Here is a 26,359-nt window from a genome sequence, read left to right as displayed (position 1 = left end):
ACTTCAAATGACCCTGATTCTCCAGCCTGGCTCCGTGCCCCTTTCGACCCTCGAAACAATCTACTGGACCGGCGAGCCCGCGCGGCTCGACCCGGCCTTCGACGCCGGCATCGAAAATGCCGCCGCCCGCATCGCCGAAATCGCCGCCGGCAATGCGCCGGTCTATGGTATCAACACCGGCTTCGGCAAACTGGCGAGCATCAAGATCGACGCCGCCGATGTCGCCACCCTGCAGCGCAACTTGATCCTCTCCCATTGCTGCGGCGTCGGCCAGCCGCTCGCCGAGAATATCGTTCGCCTGATCATGGCATTGAAGCTCATTTCGCTCGGACGCGGCGCGTCCGGCACCCGGCTCGAACTCATCCGCCTGATCGAGAGGATGCTCGAAAAGGGCGTCATTCCGGTCATTCCGGAAAAGGGCTCCGTTGGCGCCTCCGGCGATCTGGCACCGCTTGCCCATATGGCAGCCGTGATGATGGGCGAAGGCGAAGCCTTCTTCGGCGGCGAGCAGCTTGACGGCCGCACCGCGCTGGAACGCGCCGGTCTGACCCCGGTTGTACTGGCCGCCAAGGAAGGTCTGGCCCTCATCAACGGCACGCAGGTCTCGACCGCCTTGGCGCTCGCCGGCCTGTTCCGCGCCCACCGCGCCGCCCAATCCGCACTGATCACCGGCGCTCTGTCGACCGACGCTGCCATGGGCTCGTCTGCACCGTTCCATCCGGATATCCATACGCTGCGCGGCCACAAGGGCCAGATCGATGCCGCCTCTGCGCTCCGTGGCTTGCTCAAGGGCTCCGTGATCCGCGAAAGCCATATTGAAGGCGATGAACGCGTTCAGGACCCCTATTGTATCCGCTGCCAGCCGCAGGTCGATGGTGCCTGCCTCGATCTGCTGCGTTCGGTTGCCCGCACGCTCGAGATCGAAGCCAATGCGGTCACCGATAATCCGCTGGTCCTGACGGACAATTCCGTTGTTTCCGGCGGCAATTTCCATGCCGAACCGGTGGCGTTCGCCGCCGACCAGATCGCGCTCGCCATCTGTGAGATCGGCGCGATTTCCCAGCGTCGTATCGCGCTGCTGGTCGATCCGGCGCTTTCCTACGGTCTACCCGCCTTTCTCGCCAAAAAACCAGGCCTCAACTCCGGCCTGATGATCGCCGAGGTGACCTCGGCGGCTCTGATGTCGGAAAACAAGCAGATGTCGCATCCGGCATCCGTCGATTCCACCCCGACCTCGGCCAATCAGGAAGACCATGTTTCCATGGCCTGCCATGGCGCCCGCCGGTTGCTGCAGATGACCGACAACCTCTTCTCGATCGTCGGCATCGAAGCGCTGACCGCGACCCAGGGCATCGAGTTCCGCGCGCCGTTGACCACCAGCCCTGAGCTGACCAGCGCCATCGCCGCCATCCGTGAGGTCGTACCGACGCTGGAGATCGACCGCTATATGGCAACCGACCTCAAGGCCGCCAGCGACCTCGTCGGTTCGGGTGGTCTGAATGCTGCGATTTCGGCCGGCATCCTACCGGTTCTGGAGGTTTGAATGACCGCCTTCCAAGTCAAACGAGGCACATCCCCCGTCATCCTCGGCCTACCGCATACCGGTACTGACGTGCCGCCCGCCATCTGGGAGCGGCTGAACGACAATGGCCGCATCCTCGCCGATACCGATTGGCATATCCACGAGCTCTATGCCGGCCTGCTGCCGGAGGCGACGGCGGTGCGGGCGACTTTCCATCGCTATGTCATCGATGCCAATCGCGACCCGGAAGGCGTCAGCCTCTATCCCGGCCAGAACACCACAGGCCTCGTGCCTTCGACGGATTTCGACGGCATTTCGATCTGGAAGGATGGCGAGGAACCGACCGAAGCGGATATCGCCAAGCGGCTTGCCGACTTCCACACTCCCTATCATGCAGCCCTGGCGGCGGAAATCGAACGGGTAAAGGCCATCCACGGCATTGCGGTGGTCTATGACTGCCACTCGATCCGCTCCGATATTCCCTTCCTGTTCGAAGGCATCCTGCCGGATTTCAACATCGGCACGGATGGCGGCAAGACCTGCGATCCGGTGATTCAGGATGCGGCAGTGGATGTCGCCCTCTATGCTGATGGTTATACCAGCATCCTGAACGGCCGTTTCAAGGGCGGCTGGACGACACGCCATTACGGACAGCCTGACACCGGCGTGCACGCCATCCAGATGGAACTGGCGCAATCGACGCACCTGACAACCGAAACACCGCCCTTCGCCTATGACGAAGCCAAGGCGGCCAAGCTTCGCATTCACCTGAAGAACATCCTGACCCGCATTGAAGATGCGGCGCTGGCATTAGCAAAGTAACAAGGGGAACCATATGACCAATCCTCGTCACAATACCCGCGACATCCGCGCTGCCCGCGGCACCGAACTGACGGCGAAATCCTGGCTGACCGAAGCGCCGCTTCGCATGCTGATGAACAATCTCGACGCCGAAGTCGCCGAAAACCCGCATGAACTGGTCGTCTATGGCGGCATCGGCCGCGCCGCCCGCACTTGGGCCGATTTCGACAAGATCGTCGAGACCCTTCGCGATCTCAATGAAGACGAAACGCTTATGGTGCAGTCCGGCAAGCCGGTCGGCGTGTTCCGCACCCACAAGGATGCGCCGCGCGTCCTGATCGCCAACTCCAACCTCGTACCGCGCTGGGCGAACTGGGATCACTTCAACGAGCTGGATAAGAAGGGCCTCGCCATGTACGGCCAGATGACGGCCGGTTCGTGGATCTATATTGGCACGCAGGGCATCGTTCAGGGCACCTACGAGACCTTTGTGGAGGCCGGCCGCCAGCATTATGATGGTAACCTCAAGGGCAAGTGGGTTCTGACCGGCGGTCTCGGTGGCATGGGCGGCGCCCAGCCACTCGCAGCCGTCATGGCCGGCGCATCCTGCCTTGCCATCGAGTGCAATCCGGATTCGATCGATTTCCGCCTGCGCACCCGCTATCTCGACGAAAAGACCGAAACGCTGGACGAGGCGATGGAAATGATCGCCCGCTGGACGAAGAACGGCGAAGCGAAATCGGTCGGCCTGCTCGGCAACACCGCCGAAATCCTGCCGGAAATGGTTCGCCGCGGCATCCGCCCCGACATGGTCACCGACCAGACCTCGGCGCACGATCCGGTGAACGGCTACCTGCCCAAGGGCTGGACGATGGCCGAGTGGAAGGAAAAGCGCGAAAGCGATCCGAAGGCCGTCGAAAAGGCCGCCCGCACCTCGATGCGCGACCATGTGGAAGCCATGATCGCCTTCCTGAACATGGGCATCCCGACCTTTGACTATGGCAACAACATCCGCCAGGTCGCCAAGGATGAGGGCCTTGAAAACGCTTTCGCCTTCCCGGGCTTCGTGCCGGCCTATATCCGCCCGCTGTTTTGCCGCGGCATCGGCCCGTTCCGGTGGGCTGCCCTTTCGGGCGATCCGGAAGATATCCGCAAGACCGACGCCAAGGTGAAGGAACTGCTGCCCGACAACAAGCACCTGCACAATTGGCTCGACATGGCAGCCGAGCGCATAGCCTTCCAGGGCCTGCCGGCACGCATCTGCTGGGTGGGCCTCGGTGATCGCCACCGCCTCGGCCTTGCCTTCAACGAAATGGTCAAGAACGGCGAGCTTTCCGCTCCGGTCGTCATTGGCCGTGACCATCTCGATTCAGGTTCAGTCGCCTCGCCGAACCGCGAAACGGAATCGATGAAGGACGGTTCGGATGCCGTTTCCGACTGGCCGCTGCTCAACGCCCTGCTCAACACCGCATCCGGCGCCACCTGGGTCTCGCTGCATCACGGCGGTGGCGTCGGCATGGGCTTCTCCCAGCACTCGGGCGTCGTCATCTGCGCCGATGGCACCGACGACGCAGCCCGCCGCCTCGAACGCGTGCTATGGAACGACCCGGCCACCGGCGTCATGCGCCACGCCGATGCGGGCTATGACATCGCGGTCGAATGCGCCAAGGACAAGGGCCTGCGTCTGCCGGGGATTCTCGGGAACTGAGGCTAACATCACCGGCGTCGGATCATTCTCGACGCCGGTGACGAACGATGAACACGGCATCGAAGGAGGTTTGCAGTGATAGTATTGCGCAACAGCGACTACCGCCGCATGCCGTGGAAGAACGGTGGCGGTGAGACCACCGAAGTCGCGGTGTTTCCGGAGGATGCCGATCTCGCCGGGTTTGGCTGGCGTGTCAGCATGGCGACGGTGGCGAGTGACGGGCCTTTTTCGGTTTTCCCCGGCATCGATCGCACGCTCTCGATCCTCAGCGGCGAAGGTATAGTGCTCGATATTGCCGGACGTGCGCCTGTGGTGCTGACCCGATCCTCCGCCCCGCTCGCCTTTCCCGCCGATGCGGCGACCTCGGCGCGACTGGTCTCGGGCACCATCACGGATCTGAACGTCATGACCCGGCGCGGACAATGGTCGCATCGGGTCGAGCATCGCCGTTTCGAAGGCGAGCACCACATCGATGCCGAAGGCGGCGTCACGCTGCTGCTGTCGCTGGGTAACCTGCGGATCGACAGCGCCGGTCACGCCAAAGAACTCGGCCATCTCGATTGCGCCTTTATTGGCGGGATTGTGACGATCACATCGGATGTGCCGACGGAAACATACATCATTCGTATCGTAGAAAACTGACGGCCTCTACTTGCGGGCCAGATGGCCAAGCACATGGCAAATCAGGCGGCCCACGACGGTCGCCGTCATGCCGTTAACATCATTTGCCGGTTGGTACTCGACGATCGAAAAGCCCGCGAGCGTCCTCCCGGCCAAGGCTGAAGCGATGAGGCCGGTCACCTCCTCCAGCCACAGGCCGCCCGGCGACAAGGCGTTGATGCCGGGGCAGATCGAGGGATCGAGTGCGTCGATATCGATATGGATCAGCAGTGCTCGATCGCGCGGGATGGCATTGGCGGTCTCGGCGACACCATTGGCCCTGACCTGCCGCATGGTCACCAGCCGCGAACCCCACGCCTTGGCCGCCTCGACTTCTTCCCGGCGGGCGCTGCCCACGGCGCGAATGCCGACCTGTGTCATCGAGCGGACGAAGGGCAGTTCGGATGCCCGCCGCATGGTGCTGGAATAGCCCTGCGTCTCATCGCCGATCCGGTCGCGCCAGTCGATATGGGCGTCGATCTGCAGGATATGCAGGGCATCGACATCACCAAGCCCACGCATGAAGGGAATGGCAGCGGAATCGTCGCCGCCGATCAGGATGGGAATGGCCCCGGCAGCACGGATTTCGCGTGTCGCGGCTTCGATGGCAGCCCGATTGCCGACATTGTCATCCGGGGTCGTCGCGACATCGCCAAGATCAATGACGTTCAAGGCCCCATCGTTCAGCAAGGGGCCGTCGAAATCGAAATCCCAATGGTCGATGTGAACAGACGCGGCAGTGATGGCCTGACGGACGGCATCCGGCGCCGCGGGTTCGGCCGTCTCGGTCAATGCGCCGGGATAGCGCGTTCCATGGACGGCCCCAAAAATCGAAACGGAGCCCGCAGTTGCTCGCGTTGATGCCGGAATGCCGAGAAAGGTTTCAGGAGCCGGGACGAGACGATAGGTCATGGTCAGGCCGCCCGTGCTGCGAGGAACCGGTCCATCGCGGCAAACGAAAAGGCACCGATCGGCAGATCCGTACCGCCGTCGAGCGCCAAGTCGGCAAGGATCTCACCGACGACGCTGGTGAACTTGAAGCCGTGCCCGGAACAGGGCGACGCAACGACGATACGATTGTCGCTTGGCAGGAAGTCGATCAGGAAATCCTCGCTCGGCAGCATCGTGTAGCGGCAGGTGGTGGAGCGTACCCGCAACCCGGCAGCCGATGGCAGCCGACGCTGGATGAAACTGTCTAGCAGTCGGTGTCCCGCTCGTTGACGACAGGATTGGGCTGGTTCGGATCGATCGGCTCGCGGAAATGGGCATGGCGGCCAACCTTGACGCCATCGATGCCGATAGAAGGGAAGCCGAAGAAAGAACCGTTCTCACCTTCGTCGCGGATGAATACCGGCATCCGTTGCGGCTGGGTGACGAGCCCATCCGTCGGCTGATACCAGGAAACGACCTGCTTGATCGGCACGGCATGGCCACGAAGGGCGGGCACCAGTTCGCTGATCCACGAACCTGTCGCGACGATCACCTTGGCTGCATGGTAGCGGCCGGTAATCGAAACGATGGTGACACCGCCTTCGCCGGGCTCGATGGCTGTTACCTTCTCGCCGAAATGCAGGGCTGCACCATCACTGGCAGCGAGCTTCAGGTGACCCATGACCGCCGCTTCCGGGCGGATATAGCCACCCTGTGGATCGAGCAGCGCCACCTCGTCTGCATCGAGCGAAAACACCGGAAACCGGACGCGCATCTGGTCCGGCGACAGGGTTTCCAGCGGCAGATCATGCAGCGCGCAGCTTTTCAGCGTGCCGCTGACGATCTTGCTGTCCGGCTTGCCGATCTGCAAAACGCCGGTCACCGTCAGGATATCCTCGCGCAGCCGCGCCTCGAGCGTCCGCCAGTTCTCATAGGCACGCTGCAAGAGCGGCACATAGGACGGATCCTCGAAATAGCCGAGCCTGATCAGCCGGCTGTCACCATGGGAGGAACTCAGGGCATGGGCCGGGTAATAGGCGTCAATGCCGATGACCTTCACGCCGCGCGCCGCCAGATGCGCGACGGCTGCACTCCCCATGGCACCGAGGCCGATAACGGCAACGTCGAAATGGGCGGTCATGGCAGTGTCCTTTCGGGAATTCAGGCGCCGGGCGGCGGAGATGCCCGCAGGAGATCGCGGGCCTTTTCGAGATCCCAGCCAAGCGGCCGGTCGTCGGCATAGGTTGGCATATTCGCGCGGATATGGCGATAGAGCGTGTCGGTGCCTTCGGCCCTCGGCGCAATTTCAGTCTTGAAATCATGCGCCTGCGCAGCGGCTGCAAATTCGATGCCGAGTATCTGTTCGGCATTGTCGATGACAGCCAGGAGCTTGTTGGCGGCCGCCGTCGGGTGCGCGAGAAAATCTTCCTGTAGCGCCGACGTGATGCCGCCATCGAGGCTTGCCGGCGCGCCGAGGCGGCGGTTTTCCGCAGCCAGCGCCGCCGCAGTATATTGCGCGATCATGAAGCCGGAGCCGGCGCCGGGATCAGCCGCGAGAAAGGCCGGAAGACCGCTCACCAGCGGGTTGACGAGACGGTCGATACGGCGCTCGCTCATCAATGAAATCTGCGCGATGGCGACCGCGAGACTGTCGAGCGCTTGGCCCAGTGCCGGCGCCACGGCATGGGCCTCGGACGAAACCACCGGCGCCTCGGGCGTGCCCGATACGGCCGGGTTATCGGTGACCGACGCCAGTTCCTGGTTCACGACGTCGCCTGCAAAGGCAAGTACATCCCAGCCGGTGCCATGGGCATGGGGTACCGAACGAAGGCTCAAGGCGTCCTGTGTACGGACACCCTTGGCAGCATCGATCAGACCGCTGTCGGCCAGGCGATCGCGCAAGACCTTGCCAACTTTTTCAATCCCGTCCGACTTGCGAAGGGCGAGCACCTCTGCGGCAAAGGCCGTCATCTGGCCGCCGAGCGCCTCGATCGTCAATGCGGCGATCGCATCCGCCCAGTCGAGCAGGCGTTCGGCGCGTGCAAGGGCAACGGAGCCTAGCCCCATGGAGCAGGCCGTGCCGTTGACGAGGCTCAGGCCTTCTTTGGCTTGCAGGACCAGCGGTTCGACACCAAGCGCCTTCAAGGCTTCGGCGCCGCTGACGGTCTCGCCCCTCAGCTTGGCCCTGCCCTCACCGATCAACACGAGCGCGATATGGGCGTTATGCGACAGATAACCGGCCGAACCTTTGGACGGGACTTCGGGAATGCAATCCTCGCGCAGGAAGGTCTGCAACAGTTCGACGATCTCGGGCCGAACGCCCGAATGACCATGCGAAAAGTTGGCAATCTGGGCGGCGATGATCGCCCGCACTTCACGGGCATCCAGCAACGGGCCGACGCCGCAGGCATGGCTGAGGATGATATTACGGGAAAGGCGGCTCTGGGACGGGCGATCGACGACCGTATCGGCAAGCGCACCAACGCCAGTATTGACGCCGTAAGCCCGGACGCCGCTCTCGACGATCGCGGATACGATGCGGCTGGCGGTCGAGACGCGTTCGCGCGCTGCCTCCGAAAGAGAGAGCGTCGCACCATCGGCAACCGCCGCCACGGCGCGCCAGTCGAGCCCGGTTTCGAGCCTGATATCCTGCACGTTCAGCCTCCGAAATTGCCGATGAACTGGCGAAAGCTGGGTGAACCGCCGGAGCCGAACAGTTCATCAGGCGCGCCGTCGCTATCGACCTCGCCGGACTTCATGAAGATGACGCGATTGGAGACATTGCGGGCGAAGCTCATTTCATGGGTGACGACCAGCATGGTCATGCCCTCTTCCGCCAGCGAGCGCATGACGCGCAACACTTCGCCGACCAGTTCCGGATCGAGCGCCGAGGTCGGTTCGTCGAACAGCATGACTTTCGGCTTCATCGCCAGCGAGCGGGCAATCGCCGCGCGCTGCTGCTGACCGCCCGACAGGTGCGCCGGATAGGCATGGCGCTTCTCGGCGATCCCGACTTTCTGGAGCAGTACCTCGGCCTCGGCGATGCATTCGGCGCGCGGGCGCTTCAGCACATGTACCGGCCCCTCGATGATGTTTTCGAGGATGGTCATGTGGGACCAGAGATTGAACGACTGGAACACCATGCCGAGTTCGGAACGGATGCGATCGACCTGCTTGCGATTGGCGGGAACGTTCTTGCCGCCACGCTGCTGCATCTGGATCAGTTCGCCATCGACGAAGATTTCGCCGTGATCGGCAATCTCCAGAAGGTTGATGCAGCGCAGGAAGGTCGATTTACCCGATCCGCTGGCGCCCAGAAGCGAGATGACATCACCATCACGGGCATCGAGCGAGATGCCGCGCAACACTTCGTGGGTGCCGAAGCTCTTGCGGATATTGCGGACGGAAAGCCGGGTCGTGCCTGCCATGGTCGTTCCAGTCTGGTTCAGGGTCGCGTGATCGAGTGGCGTGGTGTTCATCGCTGCGGCACCGGGAAGAGCGGCGCGGCGCGGCGGTGCGGGGTCAGCTTGTATTCCAGCAGAGCCATGGCCTGCAGGATCAGGAAGTTGAGGATGAGATAGATCGCGGCCGCGCACAGGAAGACTTCCATCGTGCGATAGGTCTGCGAGATCAGCCGCTGGGCAACGCCCGTGACTTCCCAGACGGTGACGAGGCTGGCAAGCGCCGTCGATTTTACCATCATCACTACCTCAGTCGAATAGGCAGGTAGGGCATGGCGGAAGGCTATCGGCGCCAGGATCCGCCGCGTCAGCAGGAAGCCGGACATGCCGATCGAACGGGCCGCCTCGATCTCCTTGGCCGGAATGGCCCGTAGGCCGAAGCGGAAGATTTCAGCGGAATAGCCCGCCGTGCAGAGCGCCAGCGAGAGCACCGCGCAGACGAAGGGTTCGCGCAGCGCCGGCCAGAGGAAACTGTAGCGGATGAAGCCGAACTGGCCGAGACCGTAGAAGATCAGGAACATCTGAATCAGCAGCGGCGAACCGCGAAAAACGAAGATGTAGCCCTTGGCGAAATTGCGCGCGACCGCGTTGCCGCTGACCCGCATCCAGACGATCAGCAGCGCCAGCAGGCCACCGAAGAAGACCGAGAGCGCGAACAGTACCAACGTCATCGGCAGCGCGGCCAAGAGCGTCTTCATCGTGGAGAACATGAAGTCGATATCCATCTCGCGTCTCCTTAATCCTGGCCGAGACTGGTGGGCATGCTGCGATTGGCGCGCCTTTCGGCGCTGGTGAAGGAGCGGTCGGAGAAACTCGTCAGGATCAGGTAGAGGCAGCCACCGACGATGAAAAACAGGAAGTGCTGGCGGGTCGACCCGGCAGCCACCTGGCTTGTGCGCATCAGCTCGGCAAGCCCGGTGACGGAGACCAGCGCCGAATCCTTGAGGCTCAACTGCCAGACATTGCCGATGCCAGGAATGGCGAAGCGAAACACCTGCGGCCCGATGATGCGGCGGAAGCGCAAGCCCCTGTTCATGCCAATCGCCTGCGCCGCCTCAAGCTCGCCCTTGGAAATGGCCAGATAGGCGCCGCGGTAGACTTCGGCCTGATAAGCCCCGGAGATTATGCCGACCGCGAACGCGCCGGCGGCGAAGGATGGCAGACCGAGAAAGCCCTCATATCCCATCGCCTTGCCGATCGCGGTCACCGCGCTCGATCCGCCGAAATAGACGAAATAGATAATCAACAGCTCCGGCACGCCCCGGAAGACCGTCGTGTATGTGCCGCCGATGAACCGCATGACCCGGTTGCCGGAGAGCTTGGCCCAGGCAACGAGCGTGCCAAAGATGGCACCGATGACGAGTGCGACAGCAGTGACGCAGAGCGTCATCAGCGCCCCGAGAAGGAGCAGCCCGCCCCAGCCGGTGGGACCGAATCCCAGAATTTCGAAAAGTGCCATGCCGCAGGCGTCCCGTTGCTTCCGGCGCCCTCGTTCCAGGCTGGGCCGGCTTGCCGATCGTCAGGGTGGAGTTGGAAGGCCGCACCGATCTTGCCGGTGGCGACCTGCCGCAGCAAGTGTGCCCGCCGCAGGCAAAATAGCAAGCGGCGGGCAGGCCCCGATTACGGGGTGACGTCGGTCTTGAACCACTTCATCGACAGCGTCTTGATCGTGCCGTCTGCAAGAGCGGCTTCGATTGCCTTGTTGAACATGTCGCGCAGGTCGGTGTCGGCCTGACGGATACCGAGGCCTTCGCCCGAACCGAAGATCGTGCCGCCGATTTCCGGACCGGTGAAGCCCAGCGTGCCGTTGGCCTTTTCAAAGGCGGAGATCAGGTAGACGGCATCGTCGAAAACGAGGTCGATACGGCCGCTTTCGAGGTCGAGGTCGCGCTCGGCGCCGGTCTTGTATTCGCGAACGGTCGCGACGTCGCCGAAGTTGTCATAGATGAACTTGGAATAGACGGTGGCAGCCTGAATGCCGATCGTCTTGCCGGCAAACGCGGCCTTCATGGCTTCGACTTCCTTGACGCCGGTGGCGCCCGGCTCAAGCTTGACGACCATACCGGTGCCGGCTGCATTGGCAAGCGGACTGTCCTTCAGCGTTGCGAAGGCGGCATGGGTGTGAGCATAGGGAATGGTGAAATCGATGATCTGCTTGCGCTCTTCGGTGATCGAAAGCGCGTCCATGATCACGTCGAACTTGCCGGCGTTGAGCGCCGGGATCATGCCGTCCCAGTCGGAGGCGACCAGCGTGCACTCGACCTTCATGTGATCGCAGAGATATTTGGCAAGCTCCGGCTCGAAGCCGCCGAGCGTGCCGTCCGGATTGGTCAGGTTCCAGGGCGCATAGGCGCCTTCCAGCGTAATGGTAACGGTCTTCCAGTCCTTGGCCTGGGCCACGGATGCGGAGAAGGCTGCGATTGCGACGGCGCCAGCCATCAGAAATTTCGACAGGCTCATGTTCAGGTTCCTCTGAGGTTTATCTTCAACAACGTCCGCCGATCTGCGCCGGCTTTACAAATACCTTGATGGATGCGCCGGCCAATAAAATGACCCTGAACATCCATGTTGTATATGGTACCATATGCGAATTTTTATGGTATGCAAGAGGGAGGCCGCATTTGAAAGCAAATTTAATTTCGCCCAAGGAATGAGCAGATGAAGCGCAGCAACGACCAGACCGCTCAGCTGAAATGGGACAATAGCGACAATGACGGCGCGCCGCTTTACGCCGGCGTCAAGCAGATGATCCTGGACCGCATCCAGAGCGGCGAATGGCCCCCGAAACATCGCGTTCCCTCAGAGAACGAACTCGTCGCGGAACTTGGCGTCAGCAAGATGACGGCCAACCGCGCGCTGCGCGAACTGGCCAGCGAAGGAGAACTGGTCCGCATCCAGGGCGTCGGCTCCTTCGTTGCCGAGCGCAAGGGCTTTTCTGAGCTTTTCGAGGTGCGCAACATTGCCGAGGAAATCAATGAGCGAGGCCATGTGCATCAGGCATCCGTGGTGGTTCTGGGACAGGAAACCGCATCTCCGGACGTCGCCGACGCGCTCGGCCTGCCGATCGGCGTGCCCGTATTTCATTCCTTGATCGTCCACAGTGAAAACGGCGTGCCGGTGCAGATCGAGGACCGTTTCGTCAACCCGGAGGCAGCGCCCGGCTATCTCGACCAGGATTTCACCAACCAGACTCCGAACGCCTATCTGACGGCGGAAGCGCCACTCAGCGGATCCGAACATATCGTCGAGGCGGCCATGCCACAGCCTTGGGAATGCAAGCTGCTCGTCATCCTGCGCACGGAGCCATGTTTGCTGATCCGTCGCCGGACCTGGTCGTCGAAGCGCGTTGTCTCGTTTGCCCGGCTTGTCTATCCGGGCAACCGCTACCGGCTCGAATCGCGCAGTGGGAAAATTTCGGAAGAGTGAGTATCGGCCATAACATTGGCCATGTTGTATATGGAACCTAATTTGCCTGCTTTTCCGGCAGTGGCCAGAACTGCAGCGCCATGTCGATGACCTTGTAGAGGGCAGCCCGATCGGCGCCGGATGCGGCCTGGATCGCGGTTCCTTGAGAAATCGTCATGATGTAACGTGCCAGATCATAGGGCTCGTGCCCGGGCGGCAAATCGCCCTCCTCCGCAGCACGCTCGAACCGCTTGCCGAGATCGCGCTCGCCACGATGACGGTTTTCAATCAGACACTTCTGGATTTCCGCCGCTGCCTCGCTACAGGCAAGCGCCCCATTGATACCGAGACACCCACTCGGGCCGGTCTCCGGCGTCTGCGAATCGGCAAAGCCGCGCAGAATGCGCTCCGCCACATCACGCGCATTCGGCAGTTCCAGCGCCTTGTGAAAGAAGTTCATCTTGGTGCGCTCGTAGCGCTCCAAGGCCTGAAGAAACAGGCCTTCCTTGTTGCCGAACACGCCATAAAGGCTGGGCTTGGTAATCCCCATACCCTCGGTCAGGTCGGACAGAGACGTGCCTTCATAGCCCTTTCGCCAAAACAGCTCCATGGCCGTTTCAAGGGCTTCATCGACATCGAACTCTCTAGGCCGTCCCATGGACGTTAACTCCCGAATTTTTTTATACCGATCGGTATATAATTCGATTGACAACGATCGGCTAATGAACCTATTTCTATACCGAACGGTATTGAACGTCAATGCAAACCTTCCGGTTCGATCCTTTCCTCCCAAGCAAGATCGACGGACCGGCCCCGTCCAGGGCCTAGAAATTCAGGATAACCGCCATGTCATTCGGAACTTTCAAAACCAAGCTTCTCACCACCGGCCTCGTTCTCGCTGTCGCGACGATTGCACCGACGATCTATTTTGACGTTGAAGGGGGCACGACCGGCGCGGGCAACGCGGCGGATGCAACCACGGCTGCTGCACCTGTGGCCGTTCCGGTTTCCGTCGCCGTCGTAGAAGCCAAACCGGTCACCCAGTGGAGCGAATTCTCCGGCCGCCTTGAGGCTGTGGACCGCGTCGAAGTCCGCTCGCGTGCGGCCGGTGCCATCCAGTCGGTGCATTTCCAGGAAGGGGCGATCGTTGAAAAGGGTGACCTTCTCGTCACCATCGACCAAGCGCCGTACCAGGCCGAAGTCGCCCGCGCCCAGGCCAATGTCACCGCCGCCCAGGCGCGCGTTTCGCTGGCTAGCATCGAGCTGAAGCGCGGCCAACAGCTTCTCGCCACCAATGCTGTTTCGCAGAGCGAAGTCGATCAGCGCATGAACGCCGAGGCGAGCGCCAAGGCGGATCTCGAAGCCGCCCGCGCCGTCTTGCAGACTGCGGCTCTCAATCTCGGCTATACCGAAATCCGCGCACCGATCACTGGCCGCGTCGGCAAGATCGAGATCACCGCCGGCAACTTGATCGCCGCCGGTCCGTCCTCTCCGGTCCTGACGCAACTGGTATCGCTCAGCCCGATCTACGCCAGCTTCGAGGCCGATGAACAGATCGTCTCCGGCATCCTTGCCGAACTGCCGGACGGAGCCAATGCCCGCAACTTCATCGATCGCGTTCCGATCCGCATGTCGGTCGCCGGCCTGCCGGATGTGAGCGGAAAGCTGCAGCTGGTCGATAACAGCGTCGATCCGCAGAGCGGAACGATCCGTGTCCGTGCCGTCTTCGACAATGCCAACGGCGCCCTCATTCCCGGCCAGTTCGCCCGCCTGAACATGGGCCAGGCGAAGACCGAGACCGCCGTTCTCATCAACGAACGGGCGATCGGAACCGACCAGAACAAGAAATACGTCATGGTCGTGAAGCCGGACAACACCATCGAATATCGCGAGATCACCGTCGGCGCCCGCTCCGAGGGTCTGCGGGTGGTGACAGCTGGCCTGAAGGCTGAGGAACGCATCGTCGTCAACGGCCTCCAGCGAATTCGGCCCGGCGCTCTCGTCGCCCCCGAGATGGTGGCGATGAAGCCGGCTGCAGAGCAGCAGGCCTCCGCGACCAACTGATCCTTTTTCCGCATTCAGCATAGGGGCGGATCACGCCATGAATATCTCCAGGTTCTTCATCGATCGCCCGGTTTTCGCGGGCGTTCTCTCCTTCATCATTTTCCTCGGCGGCCTGATCGCGATGACGATCCTGCCGATTTCCGAGTATCCGGACGTGGTGCCGCCGCAGATCGTCGTGCGCGCCAACTATCCGGGCGCAAACCCGAAGGTCATCGCCGAGACCGTGGCGACACCGCTGGAAGAGTCGGTCAACGGGGTCGAGGACATGCTCTACATGAGCAGCCAGGCGACCACCGACGGCCTGATGACGCTGACCGTCACTTTCAAGCTCGGCACTGACCCCGATCAGGCTCAGCAGCTCGTGCAGAACCGCATCAGCCAGGCCGAGCCGCGCCTGCCGGAAGAAGTGCGTCGCCTCGGCGTCACGACGGTCAAGAGCTCGCCCGACCTGATGATGGTCGTGCACCTGACGTCGCCTGAAGGCCGCTACGACATGACCTATCTGCGCAACTATGCGCTGATCAACGTCAAGGATCGGCTGGCCCGCATCGATGGCGTCGGCCAGGTTCAGCTGTTCGGTTCGGGCGACTATTCGATGCGTATCTGGCTCGATCCGCAGAAAATGGCGCAGCTTGGCCTTTCCGCGTCCGATGTCGTCAATGAAATCCGCGCCCAGAACGTGCAGGCTGCGGCCGGCGTCATCGGCGCATCGCCCAATCTCGAAGGCGTGGACCTGCAGTTATCGGTCAACGCGCAGGGCCGCCTGCAGAGCGAGGAAGAGTTCGGCGAGATCATCATCAAGACGAGCCTGACCGGCGCCATCACGCGTCTGCGCGACGTCGCCCGCATCGAACTCGGCTCGGCCGAATATTCGCTGCGTTCGCTGTTGAACAACAAGCAGGCGGTCGCGATCCCCGTCTTCCAGGCCCCCGGCTCGAACGCCATTGAGATTGCCGACCAGGTCCGCACCACGATGCAGGAACTGAAGGCCTCGATGCCGCAGGATGTCGATTATGAGATCGTCTACGATACGACCCAGTTCGTTCGTGCCTCGATCGAAGCCGTCATCCACACGCTGCTCGAAGCCATCGCGCTGGTTGTCATCGTCGTCATCATCTTCCTGCAGACATGGCGCGCCTCGATCATTCCGCTGATCGCCGTTCCCGTATCGATCATCGGCACGTTTGCAGTGATGCAACTGTTCGGCTTTTCGATCAACGCGCTCAGTCTCTTCGGACTGGTTCTGGCGATCGGTATCGTCGTCGATGATGCGATCGTGGTCGTTGAAAACGTCGAGCGCAATATCGAGAACGGTCTTTCACCGCGCGAAGCCACCTACCGGGCAATGACGGAAGTCTCCGGCCCGATCATCGCGATCGCGCTGGTGCTTGTCGCCGTGTTCGTACCGCTGGCCTTCATCTCGGGCCTCACCGGCCAGTTCTACAAGCAGTTCGCGCTGACGATCGCCATCTCGACGGTCATCTCCGCATTCAACTCGCTGACCCTGTCTCCGGCACTGGCCGCCCTGCTCCTGAAGGGTCACGATGCACCGAAGGACCGGCTAACCCGTGTCATGGACTTCCTTTTCGGCTGGTTCTTCCGGGGCTTCAACGCGGTCTTCTCGCGCGGCTCGAATGCCTATAGCTCCGGCGTGAAGGGCGTGATCTCGCGCAAGACCCTAATGATGGGCGTCTATCTGCTGCTCGTCGGCGCGACCGTCTTCTTCTTCAAGGCCGTGCCTGGCGGTTTCGTGCCGCCGCAGGACAAGCAGTATCTGGTCGGCTTTACCCAGCTGCCGGACGGCGCTTCGCTGGACCGCACCGAAGACGTCATCCGCCGTATCAGCGATATTGCCATGAAGGTACCGGGCGTCGAAAGCGCCATCGCCTTCCCCGGCCTGTCGATCAACGGCTTCACCAACTCGTCGAATGCCGGCATCGTCTTCCTGTCGCTGAAGCCGTTTGAGGAACGCACCACGCCTGATCTCTCGGCCGGCGCCATTGCCGGGCGGCTGAACCAGGAACTGAGCGTCATCCAGGATTCGTTCAGCGCCATCTTCCCGCCCCCCCCCGTCCAGGGCCTCGGCGCCATCGGCGGCTTCAAGCTGCAGCTGGAAGACAAGGCCGGGCTTGGCTACGAGGCGCTTGATGCGGCGGTGAAGGGCTTCATGGCCAAGGCCTATACGACGCCTGAACTGGTCGGCATGTTCTCCAGCTACCAGGTCAACGTTCCGCAGCTTTATGCCGACGTCGACCGCGCCAAGGCCCGCCAGTTGAATGTTCCGCTGACGGAAATCTTCAACACGCTGCAGATCTATCTGGGCTCGGTCTATGTCAACGACTTCAACAAGTTCGGAAGAACCTATTCCGTCCGTGTTCAGGCCGATGCCAATTACCGCGCGCAGGCCGAAGACATCGGCAAGCTAGAGGTTCGCTCCAATTCCGGCGAAATGATCCCGCTGTCGGCGGTGCTGAAGGTCAACTCGGCCGCCGGTCCGGAACGCGCCATGCGTTACAACGGCTTCCTCTCGGCTGATGTCAACGGCAATACCGCACCAGGCTACTCATCCGGCCAGGCACGCGCTGCCGTCGAGCGTATCGCAGCGGAAACCCTGCCGGCAGGCGTCACCTTCGAGTGGACGGAACTAACCTATCAGGAGATCATCGCCGGCAATACCGGTATCCTGATCTTCCCGCTGTCGATCCTGCTGGTCTTCCTCGTTCTGGCGGCCCAGTATGAAAGCCTGACGCTGCCCCTGTCGATCATCATGATCATTCCGATGGCACTTTTGGCGGCTCTCGGCGGGGTCTGGCTAACGGCCGGCGACAACAACGTCTTCACCCAGATCGGCTTGATCGTGCTGGTGGGCCTATCGGCGAAGAACGCGATCCTGATCGTCGAGTTTGCCCGTGAACTGGAATTCGAAGGGGCGACACCCTTCGAGGCGGTCGTCAAGGCAAGCCGTCTACGACTACGTCCGATCCTGATGACCTCCATGGCCTTCATCATGGGTGTCGTGCCGCTGGTCACCTCCACCGGTGCGGGCGCCGAAATGCGCCACGCCATGGGTGTCGCGGTGTTCTCGGGCATGATCGGCGTGACTTTGTTCGGTCTGTTCCTGACCCCGGTCTTCTATACGGTAGTCCGCGCCCTGACCGGCAACCGGCCGCTGAAGCAGACGGGTCACCACGTTGCTCCGACCGATTCGGCGACGGTGACGCAACTCCACCCGCAGCAACCGCTGCTGCCAGGGCTGGAAGCAGCCGAATAAGCCGCCAACGATCGGCTTGAAATACAAAAGGCGCCGCAGGCAAGCGGCGCCTTTTTTCATTCGTTACCAGCGGAGCATCCGAAGCTCAGAATTCTTCCCAGTTGCCCTGCGCCACCGCTGCGTTTCCGGAGAAGGCGTGCGCCACCTGACCGGCCATCTTGCGCGCGGGAGAGGCGACAGACCGATGGCTGGTATCGGCAGCGCGCGGTCCGCGAGATTCCTGGCCGACACGGAACTGGCTGAGCAGGTTGAACAGACCTTCAGCTTCCTTCGCCAGACTGTGGCTGGCGGCCGTGGATTGCTCGACCATGGCCGCATTCTGCTGCGTGCCCTGGTCAATGGCATTGACCGAATGGTTGATCTCCTTCAGTCCCGTCGCCTGTTCGCGGGCACCTTCAACGATGGCCATGATATTGGTGCTGATTTCCTGCACCTGCGTGACCATTTCCTGCAGCACCCTGCCGGTTTCACCGACGAGGGCGACGCCGTTCTTCACCTGATCACCGGAGGCATGGATGAGCGCCTTGATTTCCTTGGCGGCCTTGGCAGACCGCTGGGCAAGTTCGCGCACTTCCTGGGCGACGACGGCGAAACCCTTGCCGGCCTCACCCGCACGAGCAGCCTCGACGCCTGCGTTCAGAGCCAAAAGATTGGTCTGGAAGGCAATCTCGTCGATGACGCCGATAATGTTGGAAATCTCGCCGGACGAATGCTCGATCTGCCCCATGGCGGTGATCGCATTGCGTACGACCTCGCCGGACTTCTGCGCGTTTTCGCGGGTCGCGGTAACCAGGGCACCCGCCTCTTCCGCCCTGCGGCTGGAATCGGCGACGGTCATGGTGATCTGCTCGAGCGCTGCCGCCGTTTCCTCGACGGAGGCCGCCTGCTGCTCGGTGCGCCGCGCGAGGTCATCGGCTGCCGATCGAATTTCGCCCGAGCCTGCCGCGATACCCTGCGCATTGGAGCCGACCGACTGCATGGCCGCACGGAGCTTGGCGACGGCATCGTTGAAATCCTGACGGACCTTTTCCATGGTCGGAACGAAGGGGCGGTCGATTCGCTGGGTCAGGTCACCGTCGGAAAGACCCTTCAGGCCGGCGGCAAGGGCGGCGACCGCCCCCATGCGCTCGGTCACATCGGTCGCGAACTTGACGACCTTGAACACCTTGCCCTTGTCATCGACGATCGGGTTATAGGCCGCCTGGATCCAGATTTCCTTGCCACCCTTGCCGAAGCGCAGGAACTCGTTAGCCGTGAACTCGCCGCGTGCAAGCCCCTCCCAGAATTTCCGGTATTCCTCGGTCTGGACATAGGCGGGGTCGCAGAACATCCGGTGATGCCTGCCCTGGATTTCCGACAGGCTATATCCGAGAGCGCCGCAGAAATTCTCGTTGGCGGTGATGATCTCGCCGTTGGGGGTGAATTCGATCACGGCCTGCGAACGCGAAACCGCGCTCAGCTTTCCCGCATCCTCGGTCGCCTTCTGGCGCAGCGCGGTGATATCCGTCGCAAACTTCACGACCTTATACGGCTTTCCGCTGCGACAGACCGGATTGTAGGATGCCTCGATCCAGATTTCCCGGCCGCTCTTGGTAATGCGCCTGTATTGCCGCCGATCGAACTCGCCCCGCGCCAGTCTGGCCCAGAATGCACTATATTCGGCGCTGGCCGCCTCCACAGGATCAACGAAGATCCGGTGATGCTTGCCCTTGATCTCGGACAGCTCATAGCCAACAGCCGCGCAGAAATTGGCGTTGGCATTCAAGATGTTGCCGGAAAGATCGAACTCGATGATCGCCTGCGACTTGTGCATCGCGGCCATGATGGCGGCAGTATCGCCACCGAAACTTGGAAACAGCCTGCTCATGCAACGCCTCCTTGGGCATTTGGTCGATTGTGCGGTGTTTGCTCTCAAACATCCGCATGCAACATTCCATCTGCTGAGCTTGTGACTCTCGGAGTCATCGTCGCGGCCGCAAAGCTGGCAACGCGCCGACGGTAAGCCCCCACATCGGGAATGTTACATATCAATTGGGAACATGCCGGATCGTTCGGCTTGTGCGTTTGCGTCATGCCTGAGCCACTACTCAGTTGCACGCATACAACTATTGGTATGATAGCTGAAGGAATAATTAAAGTTTGTGACAATTTCCGAATTAAAGATGAAACGATACTTTCATCTATAAGAAGTCATCGTTTGGAAATGGTAATTCTTCGCACCACCAAGGAAACCAGGGAATTGACGAACAAACGCCCAATTCTGGCGCAGATGCCCGCCCACTGGAAAGGGCGGCCGAAGGTTGATTTCATCAGCTGCCTCTAAAAAATCTTGCGGAAAAAATACAATTTTTAATTGTTTCCCGTTTTCGTCATGTTTTCAGTCACCTAATCCGTTTGCGCCGCATATCTTTCCGCGACATCGGGAAATTCAAGGTCAGGGCAGTTCATGGCTTTTCATAGATGCCATAAAGAATGGGCATCAGACCGGCCAAGGCCGCGAATCGGGCGAAAGACTTGCGCTTCGGCAGCGTCCATCCAGTTTCCGCCAGAGCCGACAGACGGGGAAAAACCAGCCGATCAAAAACGCCGCGATCAGTCATCGGCTCCGACCAGATACAGCACTGGACCCCGAGCAGATGCCTTTTCTGCGCATCGCTCCAGCCTTCCACGGGATTGAACGTGTAGAGCTTCTCTGGATCCGACCAACCGGCCCAGCTGGCGCCCGGCTCCGACCAGGCCTGGCTATTGGCCATGTCGAGATAATAGACCTGACCGGGGCAGACGACCATGTCATAGCCCTCGCCAGCCAAGGCGGCGGACGCCTCGACCGTGCGCCAGCCGAACAGCGTCGACTTGGTCTTGTCGATGACATTACCGTGCGCCGCCTCCTGCCAGCCGCCGGTAACGCAGCCGCGTGAAGCGAGAAACGCCTGGATGCGTGCAAGGAACTCCGCCTGCAGGACGGCTGCGCCCGATCCGTCGATCTCGTCGGCACCGTGCGTATTGGTGACGACGTTCAGACGCGCGGCATGCGCATCAGCCATCGCCTTGCCACCAACCTCATTGAGACGCGCCAGCGCCATGGGTGAACCGGACCAGGCGCCGAGGGGAACTTCGTCGGCACCGATGTGAATGATCTTCGACGGGAACAGTTCGATCAGTTCGTCGAAGATCGTTTCAAGCACCTGATAGGTTTCTTCACGCACGGGATTGAGGCAATTGTCCGGAAATCCCTGGACCGAATAGTAACTGCCCGCCTCGTCGGGATCGCGCAGTTCGGGGATTGCCTGCAGCATTGCATAACAATGGCCGGGGACATCGATCTCAGGCACGACCGCAATGCCGAGGCTTGAGGCCAGTGCGACGATTTCGCGGATGGCCGCCTTGCTGTAATAACCGCCAGTCATCTGCGGCCCAGACCCCAGGAGCGGTGGGATCTTCAGGCCGTGGCCACGCCAGGCGCCGATCTCGGTCAGGGCGGGATAGGCATCGATCTCCACGCGCCAGGCTTCGTCGTCCGACAGGTGCCAGTGGAAGCGATTGAGCTTGTTCCAGGCGAGAATGCGCAGGAATTGCGCAACTTCGGCCGTGCCGTAGAATTGACGGGCAACGTCGAGATGAACGCCACGCCAACCAAGTGCTGGCGCATCAACGATCTCGCCAGCCGCCGGAAAGGTGAATGTCTCAGGATATTGTCGTGCGGCGCGCAGGATCTGGCCGAGTGTGATCAGGCCATAGAGCAAGCCAGTGCGCGTGCCTGCCTCGATTGTCACGCCGGTGGCTGAAAACTCGATCTTATAAGACTCCGGCGCAAAGCCATCACGGACAGCAAGCGACACCGGAAACCCGCCTTCGGCAGCCGAGCGAACGATACCTTCGACGGGGAACAGCGCCTGCGCGAGCTTGGCGAAGGCCTGCGCCGCTGCATCGGCTTCGATAACCTCGGAACGAAGATCAAACCCGGCCGGCGGGGCAATCACGCCGGAAACGGCAACCTTTTCCGGCCAGGGCACGATCGACACGGTGACCGGAGCGACCTTCGGAACCGGATAGACGACGGCGCCGCGGGTCAGGGGCGCATTGTCCCCCTTCGCAAGCGTCGGCGCGACCGTGACCGGAACGGCGCTCCGGTCAGCCAGCACGACGTAGCCGGCATTGGCGCCATCGGTCCAGTGTTTCGGATGATAGCTCATCCCGTGTGCCTTCATCGTCCAGGTTTCGCCCGACTGAAGCACGAAGCCCGGCGGCGGCGCGAACTCCGCGTGGTTCGACAGGCGCACGAGCAATCGTCCGCCCTCAACGCTCGCGGCCGGATCGATGCGCGCGGGACCGGACACGCAGAGGGTGAAGTCCGAGATCGGCTGATCGCCATCATTGGTCAGCGCGATGGAATAAACCGGCGCCTCACCCGTCGCAGCCGGTACCCAGAAAGTCTCCAGGCGAAAATTGCCTCGCATCGTCTTTGTCATCATGCTGCTCCCGGGAATCTCAGTCGGCGCTTGTCAACAATCCGGCATAGACGCCGGGCGCGGAATTGGGGATCGGCGTTGCACCGACCGTTCGTTCATAAAATGCCGAGGGGCCGACATCGCCGATAATGGCGTAGCCGTAGCCCATCGTCTTCAGGTCCAGCAGGCTCGCCAGAAGCAGCGCGTGGCCGATACCCTCGCCCCGTGCCGCCTCATCGACGCCGGTCGGGCCGAAAAATCCGCGTGCGATCGATTCATGGCAGGCAAAACCGATCAGCTTGCCGCCTCTCGTCGCGAGAAAACAGGTCGGAGGCTGGCGCGCGAAGGCGATAGCGGTTTCGCTGGCCCAGCCGGAACCGAATTTTTCCCGGATCCAGCCGGTCACCAATTCCAGTTCGGGCGCAAGCGCGCGCCGTACGGTGACATCCGCCGACTTCATCCGCGCGTCGAGCTCGGGGGCTGGAGTCACCAGCGACAGATTGACTAGGTAATCCATTGCAAACCGTACTTTCCAACCGGTTCCGTTGACAGCGCGCCGCGCAGGCTGCCTGTCCGAAGCAGGCGGCGACAAGTCTTCACCCAACCGCCCGCTTTTGGCAATGATACCAATTTTCAAAAACACAGCTGTTTGCAGGCACCGATTTTGCGGCTTTGAACATGCTGCCCGCGCGTAGAGGCTTGGGTGCCGATGGCCATTCTGCTATGAGCAGTCCATCAATTACGAGACGAGATGTCCAATGAACGCAACACCGTATCTCCGGATGGAACTGTGACGACACCTTCCGAACAAGCGTTTCTCGCCTCCCTAGGCTGGTCCGATTTTTTCGCATCCCAAGTCGAACCGGACGAATCCGAACTTCTCCCGCGACGTATCGCGGAGGTCCATCGTACCCGTTTGAGCATCATGTCGGAGATCGGCCCGGAACGGTTGGCGATCGACATCCAGATCAATACCGCCGATTTCGCCGTCGGCGACTGGGTGCTGGCCGATCCGGAAAACATGGCATTCCACCGCCGGCTGGATCGAAAAACCCTGCTGCAGCGCCGCACCGAAGGCCGCAAGACGCATCAGCTCGGCGCGGCGAACGTGGATACGCTGTTTATAGCCACCTCCTGCAACGCTGATTTCAACCCGGCCCGGCTGGAGCGCTATCTCGCCTTGGCGAACCAGGCCGGGACAAATCCGGTGATGGTGCTGACCAAGGCCGATTTGGCGGATGATGTGAATATCTATATCCGGGAGGCGCAAGGCCTACAGCGCGATCTTCCCGTCGTGGCGCTAAATGCCAAACTGGCCGATGCCGCCAATGTGCTCGCGCCCTGGTGCGGTATGGGCCAGACGGTGGCGCTGATCGGTTCCTCCGGCGTCGGCAAATCGACGCTGGTCAATACGCTGGCCGGTCTGGAGGAGGATGAGCAACAGCAAACGGGCGGCATCCGCGAACGGGACGCCAAGGGAAAGCACACGACAACCGCACGTTCGATGCACCCCATCGCCGGCGGCGGTTGGGTGATCGACACGCCGGGCATGCGAACCCTGCATGTCAGCGATTCCGCCGAGGGCATCGATACGCTGTTTGCCGAGATCACCGATCTTGCCCCCTCCTGCAAGTTCCGCGATTGCACGCATGCCCACGAGCCGGGCTGCGCCGTCCAGGCGGCCATAAAAGCCGGCACACTGCCGGCCGAACGACTGGATCGCTGGCGCAAGCTGCAGGATGAGAACCGGACCAACACGCCGCAATTCACCGGTCCGCGCGGCAACAAGGTCCTTCAGAAAAAGCGTTTCGGAAAATAAGCGGCGAAGCGTGGCGACAGTGTCACGATGGAACGCAAACGCAAAAACGCCCGCTGCAGGGGAGCGGGCGTTTCCACGGAGTTCAGTCCGAATGTTTTCGGCGCTCTTAGCGAGCGACGGAAGCGCGTGCGATGCTCTGGATGTCGGCGCGGTCGATGCCGAGGTCGCGCAATTCGCGGGTCGTCATGCGGCCGAGTTCGGAAACCGTCTGACGGTACTTGCGCCAATTGTTGAAAGAGCGTGCTACGTTCATGATAATCCCCTTTCCTGGGTCTCTCTTCTGACCGGCTGCCAGTGCTTGGCGCCGTTGTCATTTGATGGCTGGAATATAAGCCTACCCCCATTTTTCGAACAGCGCGAAAGCGGCAACGCACCCATGCATGCCTTGCAGGGGTGGTGATGGCGGCCCCCGGCGCAAAAATTTCAGCAATGCAAAAATAAACTTGAGAAACACAGACAACTTTGTTTTAGCATGTTATAGCGCACGCCAATCGCATGATTTAAGTATGGCTTATATGCACCTGACCCCGTGCATGGAATGCCGCAATGAGGATCGAAGCGCTGCAGACCACCGCTGCGCCGCAAATCGGATTGACCGCATGATCGATGTCGAAACACGCCATGACGTCTACATCGCCAACCGCTCGGCCCTCATTGCCTATGCCACGCGTATTCTCGGATCGCGGGAAACGGCGGAGGATATCGTTCAGGATGCCTTCCTTCGGTTCGCACCCGCCAATACCAATGCCGGTTCCTCCACCCAGACACTGGCCTATCTCTACAAGATCGTTCGCAACCTCTCCTTCGACTTCCTCAAACGCCAGAAGCTGGAAAACCGCGAGCAGCAGAACGAACCGCCCTACTGGTCCATCCCGAACGAAGTGCCGACACCGGAGGATTTCGTTGCGGTGACCGATGAGATCAGGCGAATATCTGAAATCCTCGACGATCTGCCGGTCGAGGTGCGCGTTGCTCTGGAGATGCATCGTTTCGGTGGCTACACACTTGAAGAGATAGCGGCGCATCTGGATATCTCGGTCGCGACCGCCCATCGCCACGTCCGCACGGCCATGATGCGGGTCGCCACGATGCTCACCGCCAACGCATCGTAAAAACCCGCAATGAGTGTGAAAAAAAATCGTTCACAGTTCGTCTTTGTAGGACAGGGGATGATTAGGCTAGAAATCTGCACGGAAAGTGCGAAGCGGGCGGCGCGGAAATTTTGACACAGGACAACCACATACCACCGGCAATCCTGGAAGAGGCCATGGACTGGTTTCTCGACCTCAAGGCGCGCCCGGACTGTCGCCAGACCGAACACGGTTTCGAGGACTGGCTCGCACGCTCGCCCGTCCACGCGCACGCCTGGGAACAGGCACTGAAAACCTGGACGCTGCTCGGCGAAGTCCCTCCTGCCTTGGAGCATCTGTGGAGACCTGCCCCGTCCGCAACAGTCGCGGCCCTGCCTGCGCGGCGGCGATGGAAGCGCTGGGCGGCCGCGACCGCCGTGGCGCTGGCGGCGAGCGCCCTCGTGCTGCTGGCCGCGCCCGCCCTTCTCATCCGCTGGCAGGCCGACCATATCACGGAAACGGCTGAAAGCCGCACGGTGAAGCTGGAAGACGGTACGATCATCGAAATGGCGGGCGATAGCGCGATCGCCACTGAAATCACCGCGTCCGCCCGCCGGGTCACACTTCTCACCGGCGAGGCATTCTTCGATGTCGCCCACGACGCGTCACGGCCGTTCACGGTCGATGCCGGCGGCGTGGCTGTCGCCGTGCTCGGCACGGCATTCGACGTGCAGATGGCGGATGACACGACAACCGTCGAACTCGCGCGAGGAACGGTTGCCGTTTCCTATTCCATGCCGGGGCTTAAGGAAAACTTCGAACTCGCACCGGGCGAAATGGCGGCGGTCGATCACCGGACCGGCGACGTGATCCGCGATACGATCGCGCCGGAAGACATCGCGGCCTGGAGAAGCGGCAAGATGTTCGTCAACGACGTCAGCGTCGCCGCCGCCGTCGAACGGCTGCAGCGCTACCATTCTGCTTGGATCAGCATTCCGGATCCCTCTCTCGCCAGGCAACGCGTGACCGGGCTCTATGACCTGAAGGACCCTGATCAGGCGCTTGCGGCGCTGGTCAAACCCTTTGGTGGCAACGTTCGCGAGGTGACGCCATACGGGCGCGTTGTCAGCCGATTTTAAGCTGAGAAAAATAATCAGGAAAAAATCCGGATTGGATGAAAAAAAATCCGGAGCCGGTCGT

General features: G+C 61.4%; 21 protein-coding genes and 1 pseudogene. 10 read left to right on the top strand and 12 right to left on the bottom strand.

Annotated elements, in window-relative coordinates; translation table 11 throughout:
* Positions 1-7: 7 nt before the first annotated feature.
* The 4 genes from hutH to ASG68_RS14240 all read left to right on the top strand — a co-directional run bounded on the left by hutH (position 8) and on the right by ASG68_RS14240 (position 4,673).
* A complete protein-coding gene (hutH, locus tag ASG68_RS14255) occupies positions 8-1,543 on the top strand; it encodes a histidine ammonia-lyase (RefSeq protein ID WP_062583832.1) in 1,536 nt (511 codons plus the stop codon).
* Positions 1,544-2,344: an N-formylglutamate deformylase gene (gene hutG / locus ASG68_RS14250; RefSeq protein ID WP_062583831.1), complete on the top strand. Its 801-nt coding sequence runs from the start codon at positions 1,544-1,546 to the stop codon at positions 2,342-2,344. It abuts the gene before it with no gap.
* A gap of 13 nt (positions 2,345-2,357) precedes the next feature.
* Positions 2,358-4,031 (top strand): urocanate hydratase, encoded by a 1,674-nt coding sequence (hutU, locus tag ASG68_RS14245; RefSeq protein ID WP_062583830.1) that lies wholly within the window; start codon positions 2,358-2,360, stop codon positions 4,029-4,031.
* Between the two features lie 108 nt (positions 4,032-4,139).
* The gene (locus tag ASG68_RS14240; protein ID WP_156373865.1) at positions 4,140-4,673 is read left to right on the top strand and encodes a HutD family protein; all 534 of its coding nucleotides are present in this window, start codon (positions 4,140-4,142) and stop codon (positions 4,671-4,673) included.
* Between the two features lie 6 nt (positions 4,674-4,679).
* On the opposite strand, the gene ASG68_RS14235 is transcribed toward ASG68_RS14240, so the two are convergent.
* From ASG68_RS14235 to ASG68_RS14205, 7 genes and pseudogenes are all read right to left on the bottom strand, one after another.
* Positions 4,680-5,603, bottom strand: coding sequence for an arginase family protein (locus ASG68_RS14235; protein WP_062583828.1), 924 nt, complete (start codon positions 5,601-5,603; stop codon positions 4,680-4,682).
* A gap of 2 nt (positions 5,604-5,605) precedes the next feature.
* Positions 5,606-6,762: pseudogene (gene solA, locus ASG68_RS14230) on the bottom strand (N-methyl-L-tryptophan oxidase).
* Between the two features lie 20 nt (positions 6,763-6,782).
* Complete coding sequence (locus ASG68_RS14225) at positions 6,783-8,276, bottom strand: HAL/PAL/TAL family ammonia-lyase (RefSeq protein WP_062583826.1); 1,494 nt, start codon at positions 8,274-8,276, stop codon at positions 6,783-6,785.
* A 2-nt stretch (positions 8,277-8,278) separates the two neighbouring features.
* Positions 8,279-9,049, bottom strand: coding sequence for an ABC transporter ATP-binding protein (locus tag ASG68_RS14220; RefSeq protein WP_062584037.1), 771 nt, complete (start codon positions 9,047-9,049; stop codon positions 8,279-8,281).
* Between the two features lie 47 nt (positions 9,050-9,096).
* The gene (locus ASG68_RS14215) at positions 9,097-9,807 is read right to left on the bottom strand and encodes an ABC transporter permease (RefSeq protein WP_062583825.1); all 711 of its coding nucleotides are present in this window, start codon (positions 9,805-9,807) and stop codon (positions 9,097-9,099) included.
* 11 nt (positions 9,808-9,818) lie between these two features.
* Positions 9,819-10,541 (bottom strand): ABC transporter permease, encoded by a 723-nt coding sequence (locus tag ASG68_RS14210; RefSeq protein WP_062583824.1) that lies wholly within the window; start codon positions 10,539-10,541, stop codon positions 9,819-9,821.
* A gap of 161 nt (positions 10,542-10,702) precedes the next feature.
* Entirely contained in the window at positions 10,703-11,542 is an 840-nt protein-coding gene (locus ASG68_RS14205; RefSeq protein WP_062583823.1) for a transporter substrate-binding domain-containing protein, read from the bottom strand.
* A 198-nt stretch (positions 11,543-11,740) separates the two neighbouring features.
* On the opposite strand from ASG68_RS14205, the gene hutC reads away from it, so the two are divergent.
* Positions 11,741-12,508 carry a histidine utilization repressor gene (gene hutC, locus ASG68_RS14200; protein WP_062583822.1) on the top strand — a complete coding sequence of 256 codons (768 nt, stop codon included), beginning with the start codon at positions 11,741-11,743 and terminating at the stop codon, positions 12,506-12,508.
* A gap of 37 nt (positions 12,509-12,545) precedes the next feature.
* On the opposite strand, the gene ASG68_RS14195 is transcribed toward hutC, so the two are convergent.
* Complete coding sequence (locus ASG68_RS14195) at positions 12,546-13,145, bottom strand: TetR/AcrR family transcriptional regulator (protein ID WP_082478437.1); 600 nt, start codon at positions 13,143-13,145, stop codon at positions 12,546-12,548.
* Positions 13,146-13,333: 188 nt separating this feature from the next.
* Between ASG68_RS14195 and ASG68_RS14190 the strand changes: the two genes are divergently transcribed.
* Together ASG68_RS14190 and ASG68_RS14185 are read left to right on the top strand one after the other, a co-directional pair.
* Entirely contained in the window at positions 13,334-14,551 is a 1,218-nt protein-coding gene (locus ASG68_RS14190) for an efflux RND transporter periplasmic adaptor subunit (protein ID WP_062583821.1), read from the top strand.
* Between the two features lie 37 nt (positions 14,552-14,588).
* Positions 14,589-17,822, top strand: a complete 3,234-nt coding sequence (locus ASG68_RS14185; protein ID WP_062583820.1) for an efflux RND transporter permease subunit — start codon at positions 14,589-14,591, stop codon at positions 17,820-17,822.
* A gap of 85 nt (positions 17,823-17,907) precedes the next feature.
* Here ASG68_RS14185 and ASG68_RS14180 read toward each other — a convergent pair whose 3' ends face one another.
* The 3 genes from ASG68_RS14180 to ASG68_RS14170 form a co-directional block, all read right to left on the bottom strand.
* Positions 17,908-19,689, bottom strand: a complete 1,782-nt coding sequence (locus ASG68_RS14180; protein ID WP_062583819.1) for a methyl-accepting chemotaxis protein — start codon at positions 19,687-19,689, stop codon at positions 17,908-17,910.
* 577 nt (positions 19,690-20,266) lie between these two features.
* On the bottom strand, positions 20,267-22,291 hold the full coding sequence (locus tag ASG68_RS14175; protein WP_062584035.1) for a beta-N-acetylhexosaminidase: 2,025 nt from the start codon (positions 22,289-22,291) through the stop codon (positions 20,267-20,269).
* 19 nt (positions 22,292-22,310) lie between these two features.
* Positions 22,311-22,787, bottom strand: a complete 477-nt coding sequence (locus ASG68_RS14170) for a GNAT family N-acetyltransferase (RefSeq protein WP_062583818.1) — start codon at positions 22,785-22,787, stop codon at positions 22,311-22,313.
* A 234-nt stretch (positions 22,788-23,021) separates the two neighbouring features.
* On the opposite strand from ASG68_RS14170, the gene rsgA reads away from it, so the two are divergent.
* Entirely contained in the window at positions 23,022-24,089 is a 1,068-nt protein-coding gene (rsgA, locus tag ASG68_RS14165) for a ribosome small subunit-dependent GTPase A (protein ID WP_082478436.1), read from the top strand.
* A gap of 106 nt (positions 24,090-24,195) precedes the next feature.
* Here the strand turns inward: rsgA and ASG68_RS30680 are convergent, their stop codons facing one another.
* Complete coding sequence (locus tag ASG68_RS30680) at positions 24,196-24,342, bottom strand: DUF1127 domain-containing protein (protein WP_082478435.1); 147 nt, start codon at positions 24,340-24,342, stop codon at positions 24,196-24,198.
* Positions 24,343-24,688: 346 nt separating this feature from the next.
* Here ASG68_RS30680 and ASG68_RS14160 point away from each other — a divergent pair, with 346 nt between their 5' ends.
* Positions 24,689-25,201, top strand: coding sequence for a sigma-70 family RNA polymerase sigma factor (locus ASG68_RS14160; protein ID WP_062584033.1), 513 nt, complete (start codon positions 24,689-24,691; stop codon positions 25,199-25,201).
* Positions 25,202-25,356: 155 nt separating this feature from the next.
* The gene (locus ASG68_RS14155; RefSeq protein WP_062583817.1) at positions 25,357-26,298 is read left to right on the top strand and encodes a FecR family protein; all 942 of its coding nucleotides are present in this window, start codon (positions 25,357-25,359) and stop codon (positions 26,296-26,298) included.
* Positions 26,299-26,359 lie beyond the last annotated feature (61 nt).

The sequence above is a fragment of the Rhizobium sp. Leaf453 genome (genome assembly GCF_001425605.1).
GTDB lineage: Bacteria > Pseudomonadota > Alphaproteobacteria > Rhizobiales > Rhizobiaceae > Pararhizobium.
Note: the sequence above shows the minus strand (reverse complement) of the source record. Positions and strands in the feature narration are given on the sequence as shown.

Excerpts from the sequence above, each read along its gene's own strand:
- ASG68_RS14175 (WP_062584035.1), bottom strand. The coding sequence starts at position 22,291 with ATGACAAAGACGATGCGAGGCAATTTTCGCCTGGAGACTTTCTGGGTA.
- hutH (WP_062583832.1), top strand. The coding sequence starts at position 8 with ATGACCCTGATTCTCCAGCCTGGCTCCGTGCCCCTTTCGACCCTCGAA.
- ASG68_RS14185 (WP_062583820.1), top strand. The coding sequence starts at position 14,589 with ATGAATATCTCCAGGTTCTTCATCGATCGCCCGGTTTTCGCGGGCGTT.
- hutU (WP_062583830.1), top strand. The coding sequence starts at position 2,358 with ATGACCAATCCTCGTCACAATACCCGCGACATCCGCGCTGCCCGCGGC.
- ASG68_RS14215 (WP_062583825.1), bottom strand. The coding sequence starts at position 9,807 with ATGGATATCGACTTCATGTTCTCCACGATGAAGACGCTCTTGGCCGCG.
- ASG68_RS14220 (WP_062584037.1), bottom strand. The coding sequence starts at position 9,049 with ATGGCAGGCACGACCCGGCTTTCCGTCCGCAATATCCGCAAGAGCTTC.
- ASG68_RS14195 (WP_082478437.1), bottom strand. The coding sequence starts at position 13,145 with ATGGGACGGCCTAGAGAGTTCGATGTCGATGAAGCCCTTGAAACGGCC.
- ASG68_RS14180 (WP_062583819.1), bottom strand. The coding sequence starts at position 19,689 with ATGAGCAGGCTGTTTCCAAGTTTCGGTGGCGATACTGCCGCCATCATG.
- ASG68_RS14170 (WP_062583818.1), bottom strand. The coding sequence starts at position 22,787 with ATGGATTACCTAGTCAATCTGTCGCTGGTGACTCCAGCCCCCGAGCTC.
- ASG68_RS14190 (WP_062583821.1), top strand. The coding sequence starts at position 13,334 with ATGTCATTCGGAACTTTCAAAACCAAGCTTCTCACCACCGGCCTCGTT.
- hutG (WP_062583831.1), top strand. The coding sequence starts at position 1,544 with ATGACCGCCTTCCAAGTCAAACGAGGCACATCCCCCGTCATCCTCGGC.
- ASG68_RS14210 (WP_062583824.1), bottom strand. The coding sequence starts at position 10,541 with ATGGCACTTTTCGAAATTCTGGGATTCGGTCCCACCGGCTGGGGCGGG.
- ASG68_RS14205 (WP_062583823.1), bottom strand. The coding sequence starts at position 11,542 with ATGAGCCTGTCGAAATTTCTGATGGCTGGCGCCGTCGCAATCGCAGCC.
- ASG68_RS14235 (WP_062583828.1), bottom strand. The coding sequence starts at position 5,603 with ATGACCTATCGTCTCGTCCCGGCTCCTGAAACCTTTCTCGGCATTCCG.
- rsgA (WP_082478436.1), top strand. The coding sequence starts at position 23,022 with ATGTCCAATGAACGCAACACCGTATCTCCGGATGGAACTGTGACGACA.
- ASG68_RS14160 (WP_062584033.1), top strand. The coding sequence starts at position 24,689 with ATGATCGATGTCGAAACACGCCATGACGTCTACATCGCCAACCGCTCG.
- ASG68_RS14155 (WP_062583817.1), top strand. The coding sequence starts at position 25,357 with ATGGACTGGTTTCTCGACCTCAAGGCGCGCCCGGACTGTCGCCAGACC.
- ASG68_RS14240 (WP_156373865.1), top strand. The coding sequence starts at position 4,140 with ATGCCGTGGAAGAACGGTGGCGGTGAGACCACCGAAGTCGCGGTGTTT.
- ASG68_RS30680 (WP_082478435.1), bottom strand. The coding sequence starts at position 24,342 with ATGAACGTAGCACGCTCTTTCAACAATTGGCGCAAGTACCGTCAGACG.
- hutC (WP_062583822.1), top strand. The coding sequence starts at position 11,741 with ATGAAGCGCAGCAACGACCAGACCGCTCAGCTGAAATGGGACAATAGC.